The sequence below is a fragment of the Chelatococcus albus genome (assembly GCF_030067675.1).
GTDB lineage: Bacteria > Pseudomonadota > Alphaproteobacteria > Rhizobiales > Beijerinckiaceae > Chelatococcus_A > Chelatococcus_A albus.
In genome coordinates this window covers 198,519-218,422 of record NZ_JASJEV010000005.1, presented here as the reverse complement: position 1 = coordinate 218,422, position 19,904 = coordinate 198,519, and the positions used below count along the sequence as shown (strand labels likewise).

Here is a 19,904-nt window from a genome sequence, read left to right as displayed (position 1 = left end):
ACTACTGCTGCAGGCCGGGATAGGCCCACAGGCCGGAGACGCGCATGAGGTCGCGGTAGACGACAAGCCGCTCGTCCTTCGTCACCCTGGCCGCCTCCTCGACGGAGGGGAAGTCGAGCGCCGCGACGGGCAGCACGGGGGCCGCAATGTCGTACTGCCTCAGCGCATCTTCGATGAGCGTGCGGGCGCGGCGCATGTGGCTTGCGCTCGTCACGAGGACGATGCTGTCGGTGGTGTGGCGCTTCAGGAGGTTGGCGACGTTGAGCACGTTGCCGACCGTGTCCTTCGACTTGTCCTCGATGAGGATGCGGTCGCGGTCCACGCCCTTGTCGACGAGCCACTTGGTCATGACGTCGCCCTCGGTGACGCCGGCCTGCGGCTGGCCGCCCGTCACCATGATGCGCGCGGCCGGATTGGCTGCCGCCGCCTTCAGGGCGACTTCGAGGCGATCGAGGAGCGGGTTCTGCGCCGTGCCGTCCTTGGCGAGCGCATAGCCGAGCACGACGATGGTGACGCGGCCGGGCAACGCCGGCACGTCGAGATTGGGACGTTCCGCCAGGATCTGCTCGACGCGCGCGAAGCGGGCGCGGTAGGCCTCGGCGCGGGCGCGGTCGAGCCCGGCCATGGCGAGGTCGGCGAGGGCGGCATCGTCCGCATCCGCCTCGACGCGGGCGAGGGCGGCGAGCCAGGCCTGTGCGTCGAAGGCACGGGGATCGCGGGCGAGGATGTCGCGGTAAGTGGCGCGGGCTTCCCTGGTCTTCTTCTGGATGATCTGGGTGGAGGCCACCGCGTAGCGGAAGTCGAGCCGCTCGGGGGCGAGTGCCGCGGCCTCGGCGAAGGCCTTCTCCACCACGTCATAGCGGCCGTGCAGGGTGATGCCCTTGAAGACCTCGGCCTCCGCCTTCTTCACGTCGCCGCCGGACCAGTAGTACTGCATGCCGGTGTCGACGAGCGTCCTGATGCGGGCGGCCTGGCCTGCATCGAAGGCCAGGGCAAGCGACGGCGCGAAGGCGATGGCGAGAGCTGCGGCGGCGGTTTTCAGGCGCATGGGTGACGTTCCCCGGTTGAGCCGCGCGACTTGAAGCGCGCTTCCATGACAGGCGGTTGAAGACCGGTGATTGAACGATCCTCTTTCGGATCAGTCAAATACCTTTTTGATGCCACTGCCCGTGAACGGATTGGCTGCCCGCAGAGCGGCCGGGTCGGAGCGGCCGGGCGTCTCGTGCCGGACGCGCGGGCGAGGCTGCATCGGTGCGCACGTCGCCTCGCGCGAAGGCGCATCACTTTTGTTCAAGACAGGGACCGGCGATTCGGGTCTACAGTCGTGTCATGAACGCGATTACCCAGGCGGAGGCCACGTGCATGACGGGGCTCGTCGGCAACGAACGGGCGCGCTTCTTCGTGGCCGAGCGCTTCGATGGCCTCGAATGCCTGACAGCCACTTTCCGCAGCCACCGCTATGCACCGCACACGCACGACACCTATGCCGTCGGCGGCATCCTCGCCGGCTGCGAGACCTGGAACTCCCGCGGGGCGCGGCACTATGCAGGGGCGGGAGACGTCGTCTTCAACAATCCGCACGACGTGCACGATGGCGCGCCCTACGGCGAGGGCTACAGCTACCGCATGACCTATCCGAGCATCGCGCTGATCCGGCGCATCGCCGTCGAGGTGACCGGCAATCCCCATGTCGGCACGCCGTTCTTCCCGCGGCCGCAGGTGTGCGATCCCCAGGGCGTCGCGCTCTTCACCTTGGCCCATCGGGCGATCGAGGCGGGGGGCGACGCGCTCGCGGCCGACGAGCAGCTCTACCGCTTCTACGCGCATTGCCTCGTGCGGCATGCGGTGCTGACGCCGGAGGAGACGGGGCGCGAGGCGCGCGCAGTGGCCCGCGTGCGGGACCTCCTGTGCGAGCGCTACGCTGACGATCTGACGCTCGACGAGCTCGCGCGCGAGGCGCGCCTGTCCCGCCACCATCTCATCCGCGCCTTCCGGCGCGAAATGGGGCTCACGCCCCACGCCTTCCTCGTCGACAGGCGTGTCATTGCGGCGCGCTGCCGGCTGAAGCGCGGTGAGACCGTGGCGGCGGTCGCGTCGGCCGTCGGCTTCTGCGACCAGGCCCATCTCACCCGCGCCTTCAAGGCACGCCTCGGCGTGACGCCCGGCGCCTTCCGCCAGGCCTTCTTGCCATGAACGCTCCCTATCCTGTCAGGCCCGCCTCGGTGTGGGCGGAGGCGCGTGCCGGCGTGCGCGACATGGCGCCGGTGATGGTCGCGGCGGTGCCCATCGGCCTCCTCTTCGGCACGCTGTGCCGGGCGAAGGGGCTCGCGCCGGCCGAGGTCATGCTGATGTCGAGCCTCGTCTTCGCGGGCGGCGCGGAATTTGCTGCCATCGGCCTGTGGACGACGCCCGCGCCGATCGCCGCCCTCGTCTTCTCGACGCTGCTCATCAATGCGCGCCACGTGCTGATGGGGGTGTCGCTGAGGCCGAAGATGCGCGCCTTCCGCGGCTGGCGACTCTATGCCGCCTTCTACTTCCTCACCGACGAATCCTGGGCGCTCGCCGAGCGCCGGGCGCTGACGCAGCCGATCTCGGCGACCTACTGGTTCGTCATGGCGGCGCTGTTGCCGATCGCCTGGGTCGGCTCGACGGTGACGGGCTCGATCCTCGGTCCGCTCCTGGGCGATCCGAAGCAGCTCGGCGCCGATTTCGCCTTCACGGCGCTGTTCATCGGCCTTGTGGCCGCCTTCTGGCGCGGCCGTGTGACCGCCTGGACGATCGCCGCGAGCGGGGCGGCCTCCGCGCTCGTCGAGGTTACCGCCGGCGCGCCCTGGCACGTGGCCGCAGGCGCCACCGCGGGCATTGCCGCGGCCTATTTCGCCGCTGATCCCGACCCGGCCGACGGAAAGGATGCGGCATGACCGTCGACCCCGTGACTCTCGCCGCCATCCTCGCGATGTCGGCGGTGACCTATCTCACGCGCATCGCCGGCCTGTTTCTGGCCGACAGGCTGGTTCTGCGCGGACGCGCCAAGGCGGCCTTCGACGCCATTCCGCCGGCCGTGCTCTTTGCCGTCGTGGCGCCGACTGCGCTCGCCACCGGCTGGCCGGAGACGGCCGCCGCCGCGGTCACCGCGCTTGCCGCGACGCGCCTGTCGCTCCTGCCGGTGACAGCGGTGGGCGTGGCCTCGGTCCTCGCCTTCCGCACGCTCGCCGGCGGCTGACGGCTGCCCGCCGGGCGCGGGTCAGTCACGCCCCGATCGCCCGTGTCGCCTCGACAAGCCAGTCGCGCGTCGCCTCGTCAACCTGCGGCGCAAGGGTCTCGCGCACGCGGGCGTGATAGTCGTTCAGCCAGGCGATTTCCTCGGCCGTCATCAGGCGGGGCTCGACGAGGGCAAGGTCGATGGGGGCGAGCGTGATCGTCTCGAAGCCGAGCATCTGCCGCTCGGCCTGCGGGATGTCGCGCGGCTCGACGACGATCAGGTTCTCGATGCGGATGCCGTAGGCGCCCTGTTTGTAGTAGCCAGGCTCGTTCGACAGGATCATGCCGGCCTCGAGCGGCGTGGTGCCGAGCTTGGAGATGCGCTGCGGCCCCTCGTGCACGGAGAGGAACGAGCCGACGCCGTGGCCGGTGCCGTGGTCGAAATCGAGGCCCGCCTCCCACAGCGGGCGGCGTGCGAAGGCGTCGATCTGGGCACCCGACGTGCCCTTGGGAAAGACGGCGGTGGCGATGGCGATATGGCCGCGCAGCACGCGGGTGAAGCGGTCACGCATCTCGGCGGATACGGCGCCGACGGCGAGCGTGCGGGTGATGTCGGTGGTGCCGTCCTGATACTGCGCCCCGGAATCGATGAGGAAGATGCCGGGCTCGATGCGGCGGTTGCTCCGCCGCGTCACGTGGTAATGCGGCAGCGCCGCGTTCGGCCCCGCCCCGGAGATCGAGGGGAATGACAGGTCGAGGAGCGCGTTGGTCTGGCGACGGGCGTCCTCCAGCATCTCGACGGCGTCGATCTCCGTGAGCCGGCCGGAGGGTGCTTCGGCCGCGAACCAGGCGAGGAAACGTGCCATGGCGACCGCATCGCGGCGGTGGGCGGCGCGCGCCCCCTCCCTCTCCGTGCGATTCTTGACCGCCTTCATCAGCGTGATCGGGTCCGGACCGACATCGACCTTGCCCCCGGCGGCCTCCACGAGGCGGCTCAGGGCGTAGCCGGCGGTCGCGGCATCGAGGCGCACACGCGCCCCCGTCTTGGCGAGCGCCTGCAGCGCAGGCCCGAGTTCGGCCGGAGCGGCAAAGCGCGCCACGGGTGCCAGCAGGCTGCGCACCTCGTCGCCGACCTTGGCGGGATCGAGGAACAAGGTCGCCTGGCCGTCGCGTGGGACGAGCGCATAGCCGAGCGGCAGCGGCGTGTGCGCCACGTCGCTGCCGCGCAGATTGAACAGCCAGGCGAGGTTATGCGGATCGCTGACGACAAGCGCGTCGCAGCGCGCCTTGGCGAGCGCCTCGCGAACACGGGTGAGCTTCGCCTCGCTCGCCTCGCCGGCGAAGGCGAGGGGATGGGGCCTCACCGGGGCCTGCGGAGCCGGCGGGCGGTCGTTCCAGACCGCATCGAGCGGGTTGCCGTCGACCGGCACGAGCCGGCCGCCGGCGGCGGCAACCGCCTTCTCGAGCCGCTTCACCCCGTCAGCCGTGTGCAGCCAGGGGTCATAGGCGAGGGTGGCGCCCTCCGGCAGGTTCCCCTCGATCCAGGCCTCGGGTGTCGTCTCGGCGAGATCGACGGGGGTGAAGGCCCTCGTATCGATCTGCTCGCGGACCTGCAGTGTGTAGCGGCCGTCGACGACGACGGCCGCCCTGTCCCGCAACACCACAGCGGTGCCGGCCGAGCCGGTGAAGCCGGTCAGCCAGGCGAGCCGTTCAGCGTTCTTCGGCACGTACTCGCCCTGGTGCTCGTCGGCGCGCGGCACGACGAAGCCGTCGAGGCCGCGGCGCGCGAGCTCGCCGCGCAGAAGGGCGAGGCGGGCCGGGCCGAGGCTCGGATCGGCGCCGTCGTCAAAGGACTGGAACTGACTCTGCGGCATGACACTCGCCTGCTCGAAGATGATGCCGGCACGCTAGATCGGATTGCCGTCGCCTGGAAACACCAAACGTGCGTCATCCGCTCTCGGCGCACAGGGAGCCGGCCGGGACCGGCCGGCGGCCATGACGCGGCCTGCGCGAATGTGGTGGAGCGGTGTCAAGCGGGGCCTGCGGGCAATCGCCCGCCGTTTCGGCGCCTTGCCCTTCGCGCATGCATCATGTGCAGATCTTTTAATCATGAAAGATTTAGCCGTGCATTCCCGTCATAGGTCATATGCGCTGACCTATCTTCTTCGCATGTGCAACAAATCATACCTTAGTCGCATCAGGACGCCGGATGGGACCGGTAGCCGTCCTCGATGATGGAGTTTCTGCCATGGCCTACGTCAGCAGCACCGAAATCGGTCTTGCCGCCCCGGCCGTCGACACGCGGCCGGGCCTTCTCGCCCGCTTCGTCAACGCGCTGGTCGAGTCGCGCATGCGCGCCGCCGAGCGCGAGATTCGCCGCCACCGCGCTCACTTCGGCCCGACGCTGAAGGACGCGGGACTTGCCGAGCTCAATCTCGGCACGGCGGATGTGCTGCCCTTCAAGGGCTGACGGGCCGGCTTCACCCGCCGGCGACAGGAGGGACCGATGATCTTCCTCACCATTTTCCGCGCCGTGCAGCGCTTTCTGGTCGCCACACAGGAGGTGATCCTCGAAGCCCGCGCCCTGCGCCGCGAGATGCGCAGGCGCTACCCCTTCGTGGAGTGCTGAACGGTTACGCGCTTCAGCGTTGGGCGGGGCGGGGCGATGCTCCGCCCCGTTTCATGACGAGCGTCGCCCAGCCGTCGAGCTCCGCGCGGCGCTCGAGCCTCAGGCCCTGCGCGGCATAGGCCGAGAGGACGCCGGGCACGTCCCGGGGCAGCAGGCCCGACAGGACGAGCGTGCCCTGCGGCGCGAGGACAGCTGCGATCGACGGCGCCAGACGCTGCAGCGGCCGGGCCAGGATATTCGCGAATACGAGATCGAACCGGCGCGGGCGTGCCGCCAGCGCGTGGCGCACGCCCGGCGCCGCGTAGAGCCGGACGAGGTCGCCGACGCGGTTCAGTCTCGCGTTGGCGCGTGCGACCTCGACGGCCACCGGGTCGATGTCGCCGGCCACCACCGGCCGGCGCAGCGTCTTGGCGGCGGCGAGGGCGAGAATGCCCGTGCCCGTGCCGATGTCGAGCACGTGGCGCGGCCGTCGCCGCTTCAGGATCTCGGCGAAGGCGATGAGGCATCCTCTCGTCGTGCCGTGGTGGCCCGTGCCGAAGGCGAGCGCCGCGTCGATCTCGATGGCCACGTCGTTCACGCGCACCGCCGGCCGATCGTGGCTGCCGTGCACGAGGAAACGGTGTGCACGCACGGGCTTCAGGCCCTCGAGGCTCGCCTTCACCCAATCCTGCGCGCCGATGGCGTCGAAGACGAGGTCGTCGGCCGCCGCCCCGATGATGGGCCGCACCAGCTCCCGGATGGCGGCATGGTCTGGCTGGCGCGAGAAATAGGCCTCGACGACCCATTCCGCGTCCGTGATCTCGAAGGAGGCGACCGCCGTCTCGGCCGGGTCGAACACCTCGCCGAGGATGTCCGTCATGGCGCGCGCCGACGCACCGTCCGTGGCGAAGCGCATGACGTGGGTCGGCTTGTGGGGAGGCAGGCCTTCGAGCATCGTCCGTCCGGTCATCCTGTTCCGCCGGCTGTGGCGCCGTGCGTGCAATGACCACACATTGGCGGCGGTGTCACCTCCGACGCTCGATCGCAAGCGACGACCGATTGCAGCATCGCCGGCCGAGCGCGCGGCCGGTGGCGTTGCTACGCCGCCGCCGGGACGGGGGTGTGCAGCGGGATCGCCGCGATGACCGCATCGGCCACACCGTCGAGAAAGGCGGGATCGAGGCGCAGGTCATCCAGCGTCCGCGGGCCGGGGAATGGTTCGCCGGTCAGTTCCCGCCAGTCCGAAGCGGCGAAGGACAAGGCCTCCTGCGCCTCGACGATCGCCGCATCGAGCGTGTCGGCAGCCGCGAACACGCCCGGCACGTCGGGAAACGACACGCCGTAGCTCGACGCCGCATCCTTGTGGATCAGGGCAATATAGTGCGTCATCGCTTGCTCAACGCTCGAACGGCCATCCGGCAGCCTTGTATATGGCGCTTACCGTGCCGAGCGGAAGATCTTTGCGCGGATGCGGGACGATGACAACACGCTTTGTGACAGGGCTCCAGAATTTGCAGTGAGAGCCCTTGGTGCTCTTCTGCACGAAGCCGTCGCGTTCGAGACGCTGAATGATGTCGCGACTGTTGATGAGCATGGGGTGCTCCGACGAAACATCTGCACCCATTGATCTTGCACCACCGCTGCCGTCCGGGCTGCGCACATGTGCCCCCTCGATCCCCCGAATTCACAGGGTCTCACACGCAATATCAGCGAGATGCGGCTGTCGTTTCGCTGGCGAAACTAGCTGCTGGACCGCTGCACGAAGCTGTCGAGCACCATCTTGCGGCCGGCCTTGTCGAAGTCGACGGTGAGCTTGTTGCCGTCGACGTCGGCCACCGTGCCGGGGCCGAACTTCAGGTGGAAGATGCGGTCACCCTCGGCGAAGGCGGAGGAGGTGCCGGTTGACTTCGCCACGAGCTCGCCCTCGATGAGCGTGGGCGGACGGCGCGGATCCTGGCTGCGGCCGCGCTGGCCGAAACCTTCCTCTCTGGCGTCATCGAAGCCGGCATGGCCTCCCCGGCCGGCGGCAAAGCCGCCGCCTCCGCCCGCGCCGATGAGGCCGCGCCCGCCTTGTGCGCGCTGGTGCGCCTGCGCCCGCTGCCAGCCCGGCGTGCGATAGGAGGAGCCGAAGGGCTCCATCACGTCGAAGCGGCTGCGGCCGTAGCCGCCGTAGGTATAGGCCGCCGGCGCCTCGGTCACCTCCACGCTCGCCTCCGGCAGCTCGTCGATGAAGCGCGAGGGGATGGTGGACTGCCACAGCCCGTGGATGCGGCGGTTCGAGGCGAAATAGATCTTGGCGCGGCGCCTTGCGCGGGTGATGCCGACATGGGCGAGGCGGCGCTCCTCCTCGAGGCCGGCGCGGCCGTTCTCGTCGAGGGCGCGCTGGTTGGGAAAGAGCCCTTCCTCCCAGCCGGGCAGGAAGACGGTGTCGAATTCGAGCCCCTTGGCCGCGTGCAGCGTCATGATGCTCACGCGGTCGTCCGTCTCGTTCTCCACCGCGTCCATGACGAGCGAGACATGCTCGAGAAAGCTCGGCAGGTCGGGAAACTCCTCGAGCGAGCGGATGAGCTCCTTTAGGTTTTCGAGTCGGCCGGCGGCCTCGGCCGAGCGGTCCCGCTGCCACATCTCGGTGTAGCCCGATTCCTCCAGGACGGTTTCGGCGAGCTCCGTGTGCGGCATCGTCTCCAGAAGCGACGACCAGCGTGCGAAGGCGGTGAGCAGGTCGCGCAGGGCGCCACGGGGCTTGGGCTTCAGCTCCTCCGTCTCGACGACGAGGCGCGCCGCCTGCATGAGCGGGATGCCGGCCGCGCGCGCGTGGGCGTGGAGGGCCTGGATCGTGGCGTCGCCGAGGCCACGCTTCGGCGTGTTGACGATGCGCTCGAAGGCGAGGTCGTCGGCGGGGGAGACGGTGGCGCGCAGATAGGCGAGCGCATCGCGGATCTCCAGGCGCTCGTAGAAGCGCGGGCCGCCGATGACGCGATAGGGCAGGCCGAGCTGGACGAAGCGGTCCTCCACCTCGCGCATCTGGGCGGAGATGCGCACGAGGATGGCGATTTCGGAGAGCGGATGGCCCTTCGCCTGCAGGGCCTCGATCTCCTCGCCGACGAGGCGGGCCTCTTCCTCCGAATCCCAGGCGCCGGTGATGGTCACCTTCTCGCCCGGCTCGTCCTCCGTGCGCAGCGTCTTGCCGAGGCGCCCCTCGTTGTGGGCGATGAGATGGGAGGCCGCGGCGAGGATGTGGGCGGTGGAGCGGTAGTTGCGCTCGAGCCGCACGACGACGGCGCCGGGAAAGTCGTGCTCGAAGCGCAGGATGTTGTCGACCTCGGCGCCGCGCCAACCGTAGATCGACTGGTCGTCGTCGCCGACGCAGCAGAGGTTGCGCCGGGCCTGGGCGAGGAGCCTGAGCCACAGATACTGGGCGACGTTCGTATCCTGATACTCGTCGACCAGCATGTAGCGGAAGCGGCTCTGGTACTGCGCCAGGATCTCCGGGTTCTCCCGGAACAGGCGGATGCTTTCGACGAGCAGGTCGCCGAAATCCGCCGCGTTGAGGATCTTCAGCCGCTCCTGGTAGAGGGCGTAGAGCGCGGCGCCGCGCCCGCCCGCGAAGGCGGCCGCCTCGCCGGCCGGCACCTGCGCGGGCGCGAGCGCGCGGTTCTTCCAGCCGTCGATAAAGCCCGCGAGCTGGCGTGCCGGCCAGCGCTTCTCATCCACGCCCTCGGCCTGGATCACCTGCTTCATGAGGCGGATCTGGTCGTCGGTGTCGAGGATGGTGAAATCGGACTTCAGGCCGACGAGCTCCGCATGCCGGCGCAGGATCTTGGTGCCGATGGCATGGAAGGTGCCGAGCCAGGGCATGCCCTCGGCAATACCGCCGAGAAGGATGCCGACGCGCTCCTTCATCTCCCGCGCCGCCTTGTTGGTGAAGGTCACGGCAAGGATCTCGCCCGGCCGGGCGCTGCCGGTGGCGATGAGATGGGCGATGCGCGTGGTGAGCACCCGCGTCTTGCCCGTGCCGGCGCCGGCGAGCACGAGCACCGGGCCCTCCGTGGTCTCGACCGCATGGCGCTGCTCGGCGTTGAGGCCGGCAAGATAGGCGGCCGTCGGCGCCGCGGCGGCGCGGGCGCGCGCACTCAAGGATCCCGCGCGAGGCTCGTGCGACAGGTCGTCGGGCGAAGGGCCGCCTCTGGTATGCGAACGATTCATCGGCGGGACCATGGACCAAAAGGCGAACGACGTCGAGGGTGCGAGCCCTCCGAGCTCTTCATCGATGACGCCGGCTCGACTATGTCCGCTCAGGCTGCGGAGCCCCGCGGCCGCTGTCCTGCCCGGGACGCACCCCCATATGTGGGCCGAGATGCCCGCCACTCACGAGGCCCGCCATGCGCACCGCCATCCTGTCCGCCGTCTGTGCCGCCGTCCTCGTCGCCCTGCCGCCCGTCGCCTGGGCCCAGGTGCCCGGCGAAACCACGCGCTCGGAGCGGCAGATCAACGAGCTCAACCGCTCCATGTCGCGCCAGCAGCAGAACTTGCAGCAGAACCAACAGTTCCAGTTCGAGATCGATCAGCTGCGCCAGCAGCAGCAGCGCAACCAGCAGTTTCCGCCCTCGATCAGATCGAGCCCGACCTGCCCGCCGGGGTCGATCGGCTGCTGAGCCGCGGCCGATCAGCCTTCAATGCCGCGTGCCGGAGGCGAGGCGGGTCTCTTCCGGAGTGGTCTTGGGGGCAGCCGCCTTGGCCGCGACCTTGTCACGCTTCAAGCCGATGACACGCCCGAGCGCATCGGGTCTCGGCAGGCGGGTGTGCGAGGCCCGCATGAAGGCGAGATTTGACAGGATGTCGGGCGGGAAGGGCGTGACCTTGCGCTCCTCCATGCCCACGTGCAGGGCGAGATTCTCCGATGTGGCCGACAGCCATCCCTCCGCCGCATGCCGCAGCTCCATGTAGTAGTGCAGGCCCCTTTCGTCGAAATCGAGGAGCTGCACCGTGACACGCACGAACGCGTTGGCCTGCAGCTCGCGCCGGTAGAGCACGTGGCTCTCGGCGAGGAAGAAGGACGCCCGGCGCTGCTCGGTGTAGTCCGGACCGAGGCCGATCAGACCGAAAGCCTCGTCGACCGCGCGGTCGAAGAGCACGTTGTAGTAGGCCATGTTGAGATGGCCGTTATAGTCGACCCACTGCGGTTCCACCCGCATCGTGGACGAGACAAAGGGCGCAAAGAACAACGCTGGAGCGTTCGACAAGTCGAGCAACGCGCGCTCCCACTCACACACCGTTGACGCCATACTTCATGGGCTCTCCGGCGGAGCCACCCGACAGCAATTGATCATTCTATCGCAATTCTGAACGCCAGCCTAATGGGGATGAGGGAGACACTCACCGCCGCGTGATCCGCCGTGCATCAGCGCGGTGAACTCATGCTCGCAAGGAGCCCCGGCCTTGCTGCCTTTCAGCCGGCATGCGCCATTCGCGCAGCCGCTTGCGCGCGAAGGGCTTGAACGGCGGCTGGCCACGTAGAAGATCAGCCGACTTAAGCCCGAGGGGTTCCTTGATGACCAATTCCACTCCCCGCCCGCTCGCCCGGCCCGCCGAAAGCGCCGTCGCCGCGGTGATCGAGGGTCTCACGCAGCGTTTCGGCAACCGGGTGGTGACGAGCGATGCCGTGCGCTGGCAGCACGGCCATACGCTGACCTGGGTCCCCAACCAGCCGCCGGATGCCGTCGTCTTCCCGCGGACGACCGAGGAGGTGGCGGACATCGTCAGGCTCTGCGCCGCGCATCGCGTGCCGGTCATTCCCTTCGGCACGGGTACCTCGCTCGAGGGTCATGTCAACGCCCCTTTCGGCGGCATCTCCGTGGACACGAGCCAGATGAAGCGCATCATCGCCGTGCACGCGGAGGATCTCGACGCGGTGGTCGAACCCGGTGTGACGCGCAAGGAACTCAATGAGCACCTGCGCGACCAGGGCCTGTTCTTCCCCATCGATCCCGGCGCCGACGCCTCCATCGGCGGCATGGCGGCGACGCGCGCCTCGGGCACCAATGCCGTCCGCTACGGTACGATGAAGGACAACGTCCTGGCGCTCACCGTTGTCATGCCGGACGGCTCCGTGGTGAAGACGGCGAGCCGGGCGAAGAAGACCTCTGCCGGTTATGACCTGACGCGCCTCATCGTCGGCTCGGAGGGCACGCTCGGCATCATCACCGAGATCACGCTGCGTCTGTCGGGCATCCCGGAAGCGGTTTCCGCCGGCATCTGCCCCTTCCCCTCGGTGCGCGCGGCCTGCGACGCCGTGATCATGACCATCCAGAGCGGCCTGCCGGTGGCGCGCATCGAACTCCTCGACGAGGTGATGATGCGCGGCGTCAACCTGCATTCGAAGCTCGGCCTGCCCGAGACGCCGATGCTCTTCCTCGAATTCCACGGCACCGAAGCCGGGGTCAAGGAACAGGCGGAGCGCTTCGGCGAGATCGCAGCCGAGTTCGGCGGCGGCCCCTTCGACTGGGCGACGAAGGCAGAGGACCGGACACGCCTGTGGCAGGCCAGGCACGACGCCTATTGGGCGGCCCTCGCGCTGCGGCCCGGCGTGCAGTCAGTCGCGACCGACGTGTGCGTGCCCATCTCACGTCTCGCCGACTGCCTGGACGAGACAAAGCGCGATATCGAGGCCGCGGGCCTCGTCGCGCCCATCGCCGGCCACGTGGGCGACGGCAATTTCCATACGCAGCCCCTGGTCGACATGAACAATCCGGAGGAGGTGGAGCGCTGCAAGGCCTTCATCGACCGCCTGGTGAAGCGCGCCCTCGCGATGGAGGGTACCTGCACGGGCGAGCACGGTGTGGGGCAGAAGAAGATGCAGTATCTGGAGGCCGAGCACGGCGCAGCCACGCTCGACGTCATGCGCACGCTGAAGCGAGCCATCGACCCCCTCAACATCATGAATCCGGGCAAGATCGTCGCCCTCTGACGATCGCCGTCGCGGGGCGCGGGCGATCCCCTCCTTTGGGGGAGCGCCCCGGCCCATATTCTCCGTCACGGTCGCGCCACGGAATCCGCTACAGTAGAAGCGGTTTTCTCCTTGCATGAGCCCCTGGTGCGGTGCGCGACCTTCTGACCGCTCTCGCTGTCTTAGTCATCCTGGTCCTGTCGGCCGCGCTCGCGGTTCCGCTCTTCATCGACTGGGGCGCGCGCCGTGCCGAGGTGGAGACGGTCCTGAGTGCGGCCGTCGGCCTGCCGGTGGAGGTCCGCGGGCCGATCCGCGTGCGCTTCCTGCCGGCGCCGGTCATCGACCTTGGCGGCGTATCCGTCGGCGAGGCGGCTGGCGGGGCCGGCCTGGCGGCGGAGGCGCTGAGGGTGGAACTCGCCGCCACCCCGCTCCTCCAGGGCGACGTGCGCGTGGTCGAGGCGCTGCTCACGCGCCCGCGTCTCACCGTGCGCGTCAGCGAGGACGGGGGGCTCGGCCTGCCCCTGCCGAGCGGGACGAACGGCCCCCGGCCCTCCACCGTCGCCATCGAGCGGCTGGTCGTGAAGGGGGGCGAGATCGGCCTCCGCATGGGGGGCGAGGAGGTTGGCCGTCTGGGGGCCATCGACGCGACGGTCCAGGCGGCCTCCCTCGCGGGGCCCTGGCGCATCGACGGGCGGCTCGGGGAACGTCTTCTGCACCTCTCGACCGGCGCGCTCGACGGCGAGCGTCGGATGCGGCTCAAGGCGAGCCTCGGCGGTGAGGGCAGGCCGCAGATCGACATCGACGGCACCGTTTCCGCGCCGGTGCTGAACGACAGCGCAGGGATGCCGGCCTTCGTCGGCCGCGTCGCCCTTACGGCGCCCTTGCGCGCGGCGAGCGCGGAGAAACCGGCCCTCGTCGCCTCCGCCACAGCCAAGATCGCCACGGCGGGGCGCGCGGCGAAGGCTGAAAGCGTCGAGGTCGAGGTTGGGGAGCCGGGACGCGGCGTGAAGTTCACCGGGGTCGGCAGCCTCACCTTCGGCGAGGCTCCCGGCCTGGATCTGACGCTCGGCGCCCGTCGCATCGATGTCGAAGCCCTGTCGGAGGCGGTGGGCGGGCCGGGGCTCGCTCGGGCAGTGGCGCTCCTGCGCGAGGCGAGCGGCGCCTTGCCTTTGCCGGTCTCGCTCATGCTCTCGGTGGGAAGCCTCGCCTATGCGGGTGAGGAGATCACCGACGTCGAGCTGGCCCTGCACGATGCCGGGTCCCGCCTTGCGATCGAGCGGCTCAAGGCGACCCTTGCCGGGACCAGTGTGACGCTCGAAGGCTCGCTCGGCCTGTCCGGCGAGCCCGACCTGGTGAGCCGCATCGGCGTCCGCAGCGATGCGCCCGTGCGGTTCGCCCGCGCGCTCGCGCGCATGGGCGCCCCGGAGACGCTGGTCGCATCGCTCGCACGCCTGCCGGCGCTCGCCCTCCAGGGCGACGTCGCCGTCTCGGCGAATCTTCTCGCGGCTCGCAACCTGCGCCTGTCAGCCGGCGAGGCCAGCGTCACCGGGATGGTGCGCTACAGCACGCCGAAGGAGAACGGCCGCGCCCGCCTCGACGCCCAGCTCGTGGCCGACGGGTTCGACCTCGGGGCATTGCCGAATTTTGACAGCGCACGGACGATGCTCGCCGACGCCGATCTCGGTCTCGTGCTCGAGGCGCGGGCGGTTCGCTTCGCCGATCTGGTGAGGGGGAACACGGGGCGCATCAAGGCGCGCATCAGCACGAACGGAGAGGAAATCGCCGTCGAGCGGATCGAGGTCACCGACCTCGGCGGGGCGAACGTGACCGCCTCGGGGGCGCTCGGGCGGGGTGGCGGCCGCATTTCCGGCCGCATCGAGGCGACGCGGACCGAGGGGCTGGCCGCGCTTCTGGGCCGCTTCCTGCCGGCCGCGGCGGGAGACGTTCTGACGCGCGCCGCGCCTGCCATGGCGCCGCTCGCGCTCGATCTTGGCGTCGAGCGCCCGGCAGAAGGCGGTGCAACCTTCACGCTGGCGGGCAAGGCGGGCGAGACGAGCGTACGCGCGGGCGGGCGCCTGCCCCCGGAGGGGGTCGCCGAGGGTCCCGACGCGGTCAGGCTCTCGATCGGGCTTGCTGCGGCCGACGGCGTCACGCTGCTGCGCCAGCTCGGGATTGACGCGTTGCCCATCCGCGGCACGGGGCCGGGGCGCCTGCAGCTCGACCTCGCCGGAGCCTCGCGCGCGGCGCTGCCGGCGCGGCTCCTCGTTGAGGTCGCCGGTGGGGTGTTGCGCGGCGACGGGCAGGTGCGCATCGCGAATGCGGACACGCGCGCCGAGGGGCGCCTGACGCTGGAGACGGGCGACGTCTCACTCCTGACCCAGGTTCTCGCCCGGCCGCTGCCGGGCCTGGCGCCGCGCATGCCGGCCCGTCTCGTATCCCAGGCGAGCTGGGGCGCGCGCGGGCTCGTGCTCGACCGGCTGGAGGGGCGTGTCGCCGGCCAGCCGTTGGGCGGACGGGTGACGATCGATCCGGAGGGACGGCTTGACGGCGAGGTCGCGCTCGAGCGCCTGGCGCTCGCCGACCTCGCGAGCCTGATCGTCGGGCCGGCCGCACCCGTGCCGTCGGGGCGGCTGTGGTCGACCGTTCGCTTTCCCGCGGCAGGTCCGCCGCCGGCCGAAGGCCGGTTGGCCCTGACGGCGCGGCGCCTCGCGCTCACCGAATCGATCGAGCTCGGCGATGCGCGCCTCGTGCTCGACCTTGCGCCCGACGTCCTGACGCTGCACGACGTCGACGGGCGCTACGGCGGAGGGACGGTCGCGGGTGAGGCGAGCCTGCGCCGCTCCGGCATCCAGGCGGCCATCGCGGCGCGGCTGGCCTTCACGCACGTCGAGGCGGCCCAGCTCTTCGGCGAAGGCGCGCGCGGACGCCTGACGGGGCACATCGAGTTCGGCGCGGCGGGGGAGAGCCCCGCCGCCCTCGTCGCCAACCTGTCCGGCGGCGGGGAACTTCGCATCGTCGACGGCGGCCTGCCGCGCCTCGATCCTGCGGCGGTCGGGCGGGCGCTCGAGCGGTTGGTGCGCGAGGACCCGGTGCGAGCAGACCCGGGCCATGTGCGCGAGATCCTGGCGCCGGAGCTCGACAAGGCGGCCTGGCCCCTCGACGACGTCGTCGTGCCGCTGAGCCTCGCCGCCGGCAGCCTGCGCTTCGGGCCGGCGGTGCTCGCAAGCGGCAGCGCGCAGGCGCAGGCGAGCGGGCAGATCGACCTCGGCACGCTGCAGCTCGATGTTCGCGGCACCGTCGTGGCCGGGGTGCAACCGAAGGGCTGGAGCGGTGCCGTGCCCCAGTACGGTGTCACCTGGAAGGGAGCGCTGACGGCGCCGCGGCGGGACATCGACGTCGGCGCCCTCGCCAACGGTCTTGCCGCCGTCTCGCTGGTGCGGGAACTCGAGCGCATCGAGGCCTTCGAGGCGGACGCCAAGGAGCGTGCGGCCCAGAACAGGCGCCTCAAGGCCGAGCGCGAGCGCCGCGAGGCGGAGACGCGGGCGGCGGAGGAAGCCCGGCGGAAGGCGGAAGCCGAGGCGCGGGCGGCCGAGGAGGCGCGGCGCAACGAGGAGGCGGAGGCCCTGCGGCGGGCCGAGACGGAGCTGCGGGCGCCTGAGGAGAACCGCCGCCGCGACCAGGAGCGGCTGCGCAGCATCATCGAGGAGGAGGCGTCAGCGCCGCGGCAATCCCCGCAGCGGGGACTGGCCCTGCCGAGCCTGCCGCCGCCCCTCGACATCCGCCCGGTGCCCCAGGGCCCGCGCAACCCCTCTGCTCCCTGACCGACGATTGCCGCGTCAGACGACGGCAGGCCGTGCCCGAACGGTGCCGTACCGGCCGGAACAGGCCGCAGTCGACGCGGCCGAAGCGCTTCACGGCAAGAGACGCAAACAGACCACTTCCGACGGACGGTGCCCCCGTGCGTCGTGCGAATTCGCGCGCGAACTCAAGCCCCCGCCTTCTTGCGATAGTGCTCGAGCACGGTCAGGCGGATGGCGGAGGACAGGTTGTTGCCCTCCCGCGCCGAGTCGATCGACGCGACCACTTCCGCAAGAGACTGTTTTCGTTCAGCGGCGATCGACTTCAACGCTTCCCAGAAGGGCTCCTCGAGCGAGACGCTCGTGCGGTGGCCGGCGACGACGACGGAGCGTTTGGCGATACCGCGCTTCATGGCTTCTTGTCCGGTTCCTCCGGCGGACCGACGAGCCGATGTCCCTCCAACCGACGCATGGCCAACGTGTCATTGGCCTCGGCCGCGGCGCGTTCCGCCTTCGGTCGCCCGAAGCGCAAACGATTCTCCTCAGCCTGAGCCTCCTTCGAGGCACGTGCCTTCGCCTTGCGCGCCTGTCGCAGATTGACGATCTCTCCCATCGCTCTCGCCATCCCTAGAAGAGTTTTATTTTACCACAGTCGCGCACGCGGTAATCGGCTCAGTGAGGCCCGAGCATGTCCCGGGGGTTCACAATTTCGTCAAACTCGACTTCCGTAACGGCACCCGATTTCACGGCCTCTTCGCGCAAGGTGGTGCCGTTCTTGTGTGCAGCCTTGGCGATTGCTGCCGCCTGATCGTAGCCGATCTTGGGGGCAAGCGCCGTCACCAGCATCAACGAGCGCCGCATCAGCTCCTCGATGCGTTCGCGGTTCGGCTCGATGCCGGCGACGCAGTGGTCGGCGAAGCTCGTCGCCGCGTCGGCGAGGAGGCGCACCGACTGCAGGAAGGCGTTGGCGATCACCGGCTTGAAGACGTTCAGCTCGAGGTGGCCCTGGCTGCCGGCGAAGGCGATCGTCGTATCATTGCCGACGACCTGGGCGCAGACCATGGTCATGGCCTCGGCCTGGGTCGGATTGACCTTGCCGGGCATGATGGAGGAGCCGGGCTCGTTCTCGGGCAGCGACAGCTCCCCGAGGCCGGAGCGAGGCCCCGAGCCGAGGAGACGGATGTCGTTGGCGATCTTGAAGAGGCCGGTCGCCACGCTCGTCAGCGCGCCGTGGGCGAAGACCATGGCGTCGTGGCTCGCCAGTGCCTCGAACTTGTTGCGCGCCGAGGTGAAGGGCTGGCCGGTGAGCTCTGCCACCTTGGCGGCGAACCTCTCGGCGAACTGCGGATGGGCGTTGAGGCCGGTACCGACCGCCGTGCCGCCCTGGGCGAGGGGATGAAGCTCGCGCAGGGCGAGCTTGATGCGTGCGATGCCGTGCTCGATCTGGGCGGCATAGCCCGAGAACTCCTGGCCCAGCGTGACCGGCGTCGCGTCCTGCATGTGCGTGCGCCCGATCTTCACGATGTCGCGGAAGGCCTGGGCCTTGGCTGCGAGCGTGTCGTGCAGGTGCTGCAGGGCCGGCAGCAGGCGGCCGGCGATTTCGCGCGCGGCGGCAATGTTCATCGCCGTCGGGAAGCTGTCGTTCGACGACTGGCCGCGGTTGACGTGGTCGTTCGGATGCACCGGCTTCTTGGCGCCGAGGGGTGTGCCGAGCATCTCGTTGGCCCGGTTGGCGATGACCTCGTTGACGTTCATGTTCGACTGCGTACCGGAGCCCGTCTGCCAGACGACGAGGGGGAAGTGTTCGTCGAGGCGGCCTTCCATGACCTCCTGCGCCGCCGCGGCGATGGCGTCGGCGAGGACGGGGTCGAGCTCCCCGAGTTCCTTGTTGACGAGGGCCGCCGCACGCTTCACCAGCGCCAGCGCCCGCACGAGGGGCAGCGGCATGCGCTCTGTACCGATGCGGAAGTTCTCGAACGAGCGCTGCGTCTGCGCGCCCCAGTAGCGGTCGGCTGGAACGGCGATGGGGCCGAAGCTGTCAGTCTCGGTGCGGGTGGGATGGGCTGCAGTCATCGGCGGGCACTCCGGCAATCAGGGCACCCGCCATATAAACCCTCACGCGCCCGGAGGGCAGGGCGCGCGAAGACATTGGAGAGATTCGAATATCCGGGAATCGTCCGGCGGAATCGCAGGCCTCGCCGGGGATCAGTGCTTCTTGCGGAAGGCGTCGAGGCTCACGACCTGGGCGCCCTTGCCGTCACCACCCTCGGGCGTCTGGACGGCCGCGGCCTCGTCCGACGAGGCGGGCGCCGTGCCCGATTTCGCATCCGCGGCTGTCGCCGCCGGTCGGGACTTCGCGCGCGGCGCGACCTCTGCCGGCTCCGTCGCGGCACCGCGCGGCCTGGCGGCGGCCTTGTCGGGCGCCGGCGCCCCTTCGTCTCCGGCCTCCTCCTCCGCCTCCTCGCCCTGGACCTCGAACTTCAGCCCGAACTGCACGGAGGGGTCGAAGAAGCCGCTGATCGCCTCGAAGGGGACGAGCAGCCGCTCGGGAATGCCGGAGAAGGACAGGCCGACCTCGAAGGCGTGTTCGTTGACCGTCAGGTCCCAGAACTGGTGCTGGAGAACGATCGTCATCTCCTGCGGATATTTCTCGCGCAGCCGTGTCGACATGCGGACGCCCGGATGTTCCGTGCGGAAGGAGACGTAGAAATGATGATCGCCCGGCAGACCGTCGCGGGCGGCGTCACCGAGCACCTTGCGCACTACGCCCTTGAGCGCGTCCTGGACGTGGAGGTCGTAGCGGATGAGATCCTTCGGCATGCGCGGTGCTTGGTGATGGCGACGATGTTTCGCGATTGCTGACTCGCCGGCCGCTGTCGCGGGCGATTGCTCTCGCAGGAAGCAGTGGAGGCTTCTGTTGCCAGGTGCCTCCGAACCCCGCCTGACGGTGCAAACCGCCAGGACTTTAATTCGGTTGCTCAAGCTGCATTACGCAGCCGCGGCGACCGGAGCATAGTTGTCGTTGGCAACTATAAGTTCGGCCCGATAACGGCGGAACCATGCCGAGCGAAAGCCCACCCTTTACGCCCTCGTCGATCCTATTTCGCCCCCGCCGAAGCGCAGCCGCGCTGCGCTTGGGTGGAGGCGCCGGGTACCGCCCCCGGGTCCGATGGGTTTATTGCGGTGCGCGTTTATCGCCATAGCCGCCTCGCGACGGCAGTCCGAATATAGGAGGGCTCGGCGCGCGATGGAAGATCGTCCTGCACGGGAGCGGCGATCTTCCCCATGAGTCGGTTGCGGGCGCGGCGGCCGTCCACAGCGTGGCCCTGCCGCCCACGGGGAGGCTAGAATG

The 19,904-nt window shown here is 69.8% G+C and carries 19 protein-coding genes and 1 other RNA gene; 8 read left to right on the top strand and 12 right to left on the bottom strand.

The window, feature by feature from the left end:
- Position 1 precedes the first annotated feature (1 nt).
- Positions 2–1,048, bottom strand: coding sequence for a YdcF family protein (locus QNA08_RS10165; RefSeq protein WP_283740583.1), 1,047 nt, complete (start codon positions 1,046–1,048; stop codon positions 2–4).
- Between the two features lie 314 nt (positions 1,049–1,362).
- Here QNA08_RS10165 and QNA08_RS10160 point away from each other — a divergent pair, with 314 nt between their 5' ends.
- From QNA08_RS10160 to QNA08_RS10150, 3 genes are read left to right on the top strand one after another with little or no spacing between them, the layout of a single operon-like run.
- Positions 1,363–2,193 (top strand): AraC family transcriptional regulator, encoded by an 831-nt coding sequence (locus tag QNA08_RS10160; RefSeq protein WP_283740582.1) that lies wholly within the window; start codon positions 1,363–1,365, stop codon positions 2,191–2,193.
- Complete coding sequence (locus QNA08_RS10155) at positions 2,190–2,921, top strand: AzlC family ABC transporter permease (protein WP_283740581.1); 732 nt, start codon at positions 2,190–2,192, stop codon at positions 2,919–2,921. The genes QNA08_RS10160 and QNA08_RS10155 overlap by 4 nt, the downstream gene beginning before the upstream one ends.
- A complete protein-coding gene (locus QNA08_RS10150; RefSeq protein ID WP_283740580.1) occupies positions 2,918–3,223 on the top strand; it encodes an AzlD family protein in 306 nt (101 codons plus the stop codon). Before QNA08_RS10155 ends, QNA08_RS10150 begins: the two co-directional genes overlap by 4 nt.
- A 25-nt stretch (positions 3,224–3,248) precedes the next feature.
- On the opposite strand, the gene QNA08_RS10145 is transcribed toward QNA08_RS10150, so the two are convergent.
- Entirely contained in the window at positions 3,249–5,075 is a 1,827-nt protein-coding gene (locus QNA08_RS10145) for an aminopeptidase P family protein (protein ID WP_283740579.1), read from the bottom strand.
- 374 nt (positions 5,076–5,449) lie between these two features.
- On the opposite strand from QNA08_RS10145, the gene QNA08_RS10140 reads away from it, so the two are divergent.
- Both QNA08_RS10140 and QNA08_RS10135 read left to right on the top strand, forming a co-directional pair.
- Entirely contained in the window at positions 5,450–5,671 is a 222-nt protein-coding gene (locus tag QNA08_RS10140) for a hypothetical protein (protein ID WP_283740578.1), read from the top strand.
- Between the two features lie 36 nt (positions 5,672–5,707).
- Positions 5,708–5,830 carry a hypothetical protein gene (locus QNA08_RS10135; RefSeq protein ID WP_283740577.1) on the top strand — a complete coding sequence of 41 codons (123 nt, stop codon included), beginning with the start codon at positions 5,708–5,710 and terminating at the stop codon, positions 5,828–5,830.
- A 13-nt stretch (positions 5,831–5,843) separates the two neighbouring features.
- On the opposite strand, the gene QNA08_RS10130 is transcribed toward QNA08_RS10135, so the two are convergent.
- The 4 genes from QNA08_RS10130 to QNA08_RS10115 all read right to left on the bottom strand — a co-directional run bounded on the left by QNA08_RS10130 (position 5,844) and on the right by QNA08_RS10115 (position 10,027).
- Entirely contained in the window at positions 5,844–6,764 is a 921-nt protein-coding gene (locus QNA08_RS10130) for a 50S ribosomal protein L11 methyltransferase (RefSeq protein WP_283740663.1), read from the bottom strand.
- Between the two features lie 143 nt (positions 6,765–6,907).
- Positions 6,908–7,198 (bottom strand): type II toxin-antitoxin system HicB family antitoxin, encoded by a 291-nt coding sequence (locus tag QNA08_RS10125; protein ID WP_283740576.1) that lies wholly within the window; start codon positions 7,196–7,198, stop codon positions 6,908–6,910.
- Positions 7,199–7,205: 7 nt separating this feature from the next.
- Positions 7,206–7,403, bottom strand: coding sequence for a type II toxin-antitoxin system HicA family toxin (locus tag QNA08_RS10120; protein ID WP_283740575.1), 198 nt, complete (start codon positions 7,401–7,403; stop codon positions 7,206–7,208).
- Positions 7,404–7,549: 146 nt separating this feature from the next.
- The gene (locus tag QNA08_RS10115; RefSeq protein ID WP_422679894.1) at positions 7,550–10,027 is read right to left on the bottom strand and encodes an ATP-dependent helicase; all 2,478 of its coding nucleotides are present in this window, start codon (positions 10,025–10,027) and stop codon (positions 7,550–7,552) included.
- 164 nt (positions 10,028–10,191) lie between these two features.
- Between QNA08_RS10115 and QNA08_RS10110 the strand changes: the two genes are divergently transcribed.
- The gene (locus tag QNA08_RS10110; RefSeq protein WP_283740573.1) at positions 10,192–10,464 is read left to right on the top strand and encodes a hypothetical protein; all 273 of its coding nucleotides are present in this window, start codon (positions 10,192–10,194) and stop codon (positions 10,462–10,464) included.
- An 18-nt stretch (positions 10,465–10,482) separates the two neighbouring features.
- Here QNA08_RS10110 and QNA08_RS10105 read toward each other — a convergent pair whose 3' ends face one another.
- Complete coding sequence (locus QNA08_RS10105) at positions 10,483–11,061, bottom strand: thioesterase family protein (RefSeq protein WP_422679893.1); 579 nt, start codon at positions 11,059–11,061, stop codon at positions 10,483–10,485.
- A gap of 299 nt (positions 11,062–11,360) precedes the next feature.
- Here QNA08_RS10105 and QNA08_RS10100 point away from each other — a divergent pair, with 299 nt between their 5' ends.
- Positions 11,361–12,776, top strand: coding sequence for an FAD-binding oxidoreductase (locus tag QNA08_RS10100; protein ID WP_283740572.1), 1,416 nt, complete (start codon positions 11,361–11,363; stop codon positions 12,774–12,776).
- 131 nt (positions 12,777–12,907) lie between these two features.
- Complete coding sequence (locus QNA08_RS10095; protein ID WP_283740571.1) at positions 12,908–16,576, top strand: AsmA family protein; 3,669 nt, start codon at positions 12,908–12,910, stop codon at positions 16,574–16,576.
- A gap of 164 nt (positions 16,577–16,740) precedes the next feature.
- On the opposite strand, the gene QNA08_RS10090 is transcribed toward QNA08_RS10095, so the two are convergent.
- From QNA08_RS10090 to ssrA, 5 genes are all read right to left on the bottom strand, one after another.
- Positions 16,741–16,965: a ribbon-helix-helix domain-containing protein gene (locus QNA08_RS10090; RefSeq protein ID WP_283740570.1), complete on the bottom strand. Its 225-nt coding sequence runs from the start codon at positions 16,963–16,965 to the stop codon at positions 16,741–16,743.
- A complete protein-coding gene (locus QNA08_RS10085) occupies positions 16,962–17,165 on the bottom strand; it encodes a DUF4169 family protein (protein WP_283740569.1) in 204 nt (67 codons plus the stop codon). The genes QNA08_RS10090 and QNA08_RS10085 overlap by 4 nt, the downstream gene beginning before the upstream one ends.
- Positions 17,166–17,224: 59 nt before the next feature.
- Entirely contained in the window at positions 17,225–18,625 is a 1,401-nt protein-coding gene (fumC, locus tag QNA08_RS10080) for a class II fumarate hydratase (RefSeq protein WP_283740568.1), read from the bottom strand.
- Between the two features lie 132 nt (positions 18,626–18,757).
- The gene (locus QNA08_RS10075; RefSeq protein ID WP_283740567.1) at positions 18,758–19,372 is read right to left on the bottom strand and encodes an SspB family protein; all 615 of its coding nucleotides are present in this window, start codon (positions 19,370–19,372) and stop codon (positions 18,758–18,760) included.
- An 83-nt stretch (positions 19,373–19,455) separates the two neighbouring features.
- Positions 19,456–19,809: a transfer-messenger RNA gene (gene ssrA, locus QNA08_RS10070) on the bottom strand.
- Between the last annotated feature and the right edge of the window lie 95 nt (positions 19,810–19,904).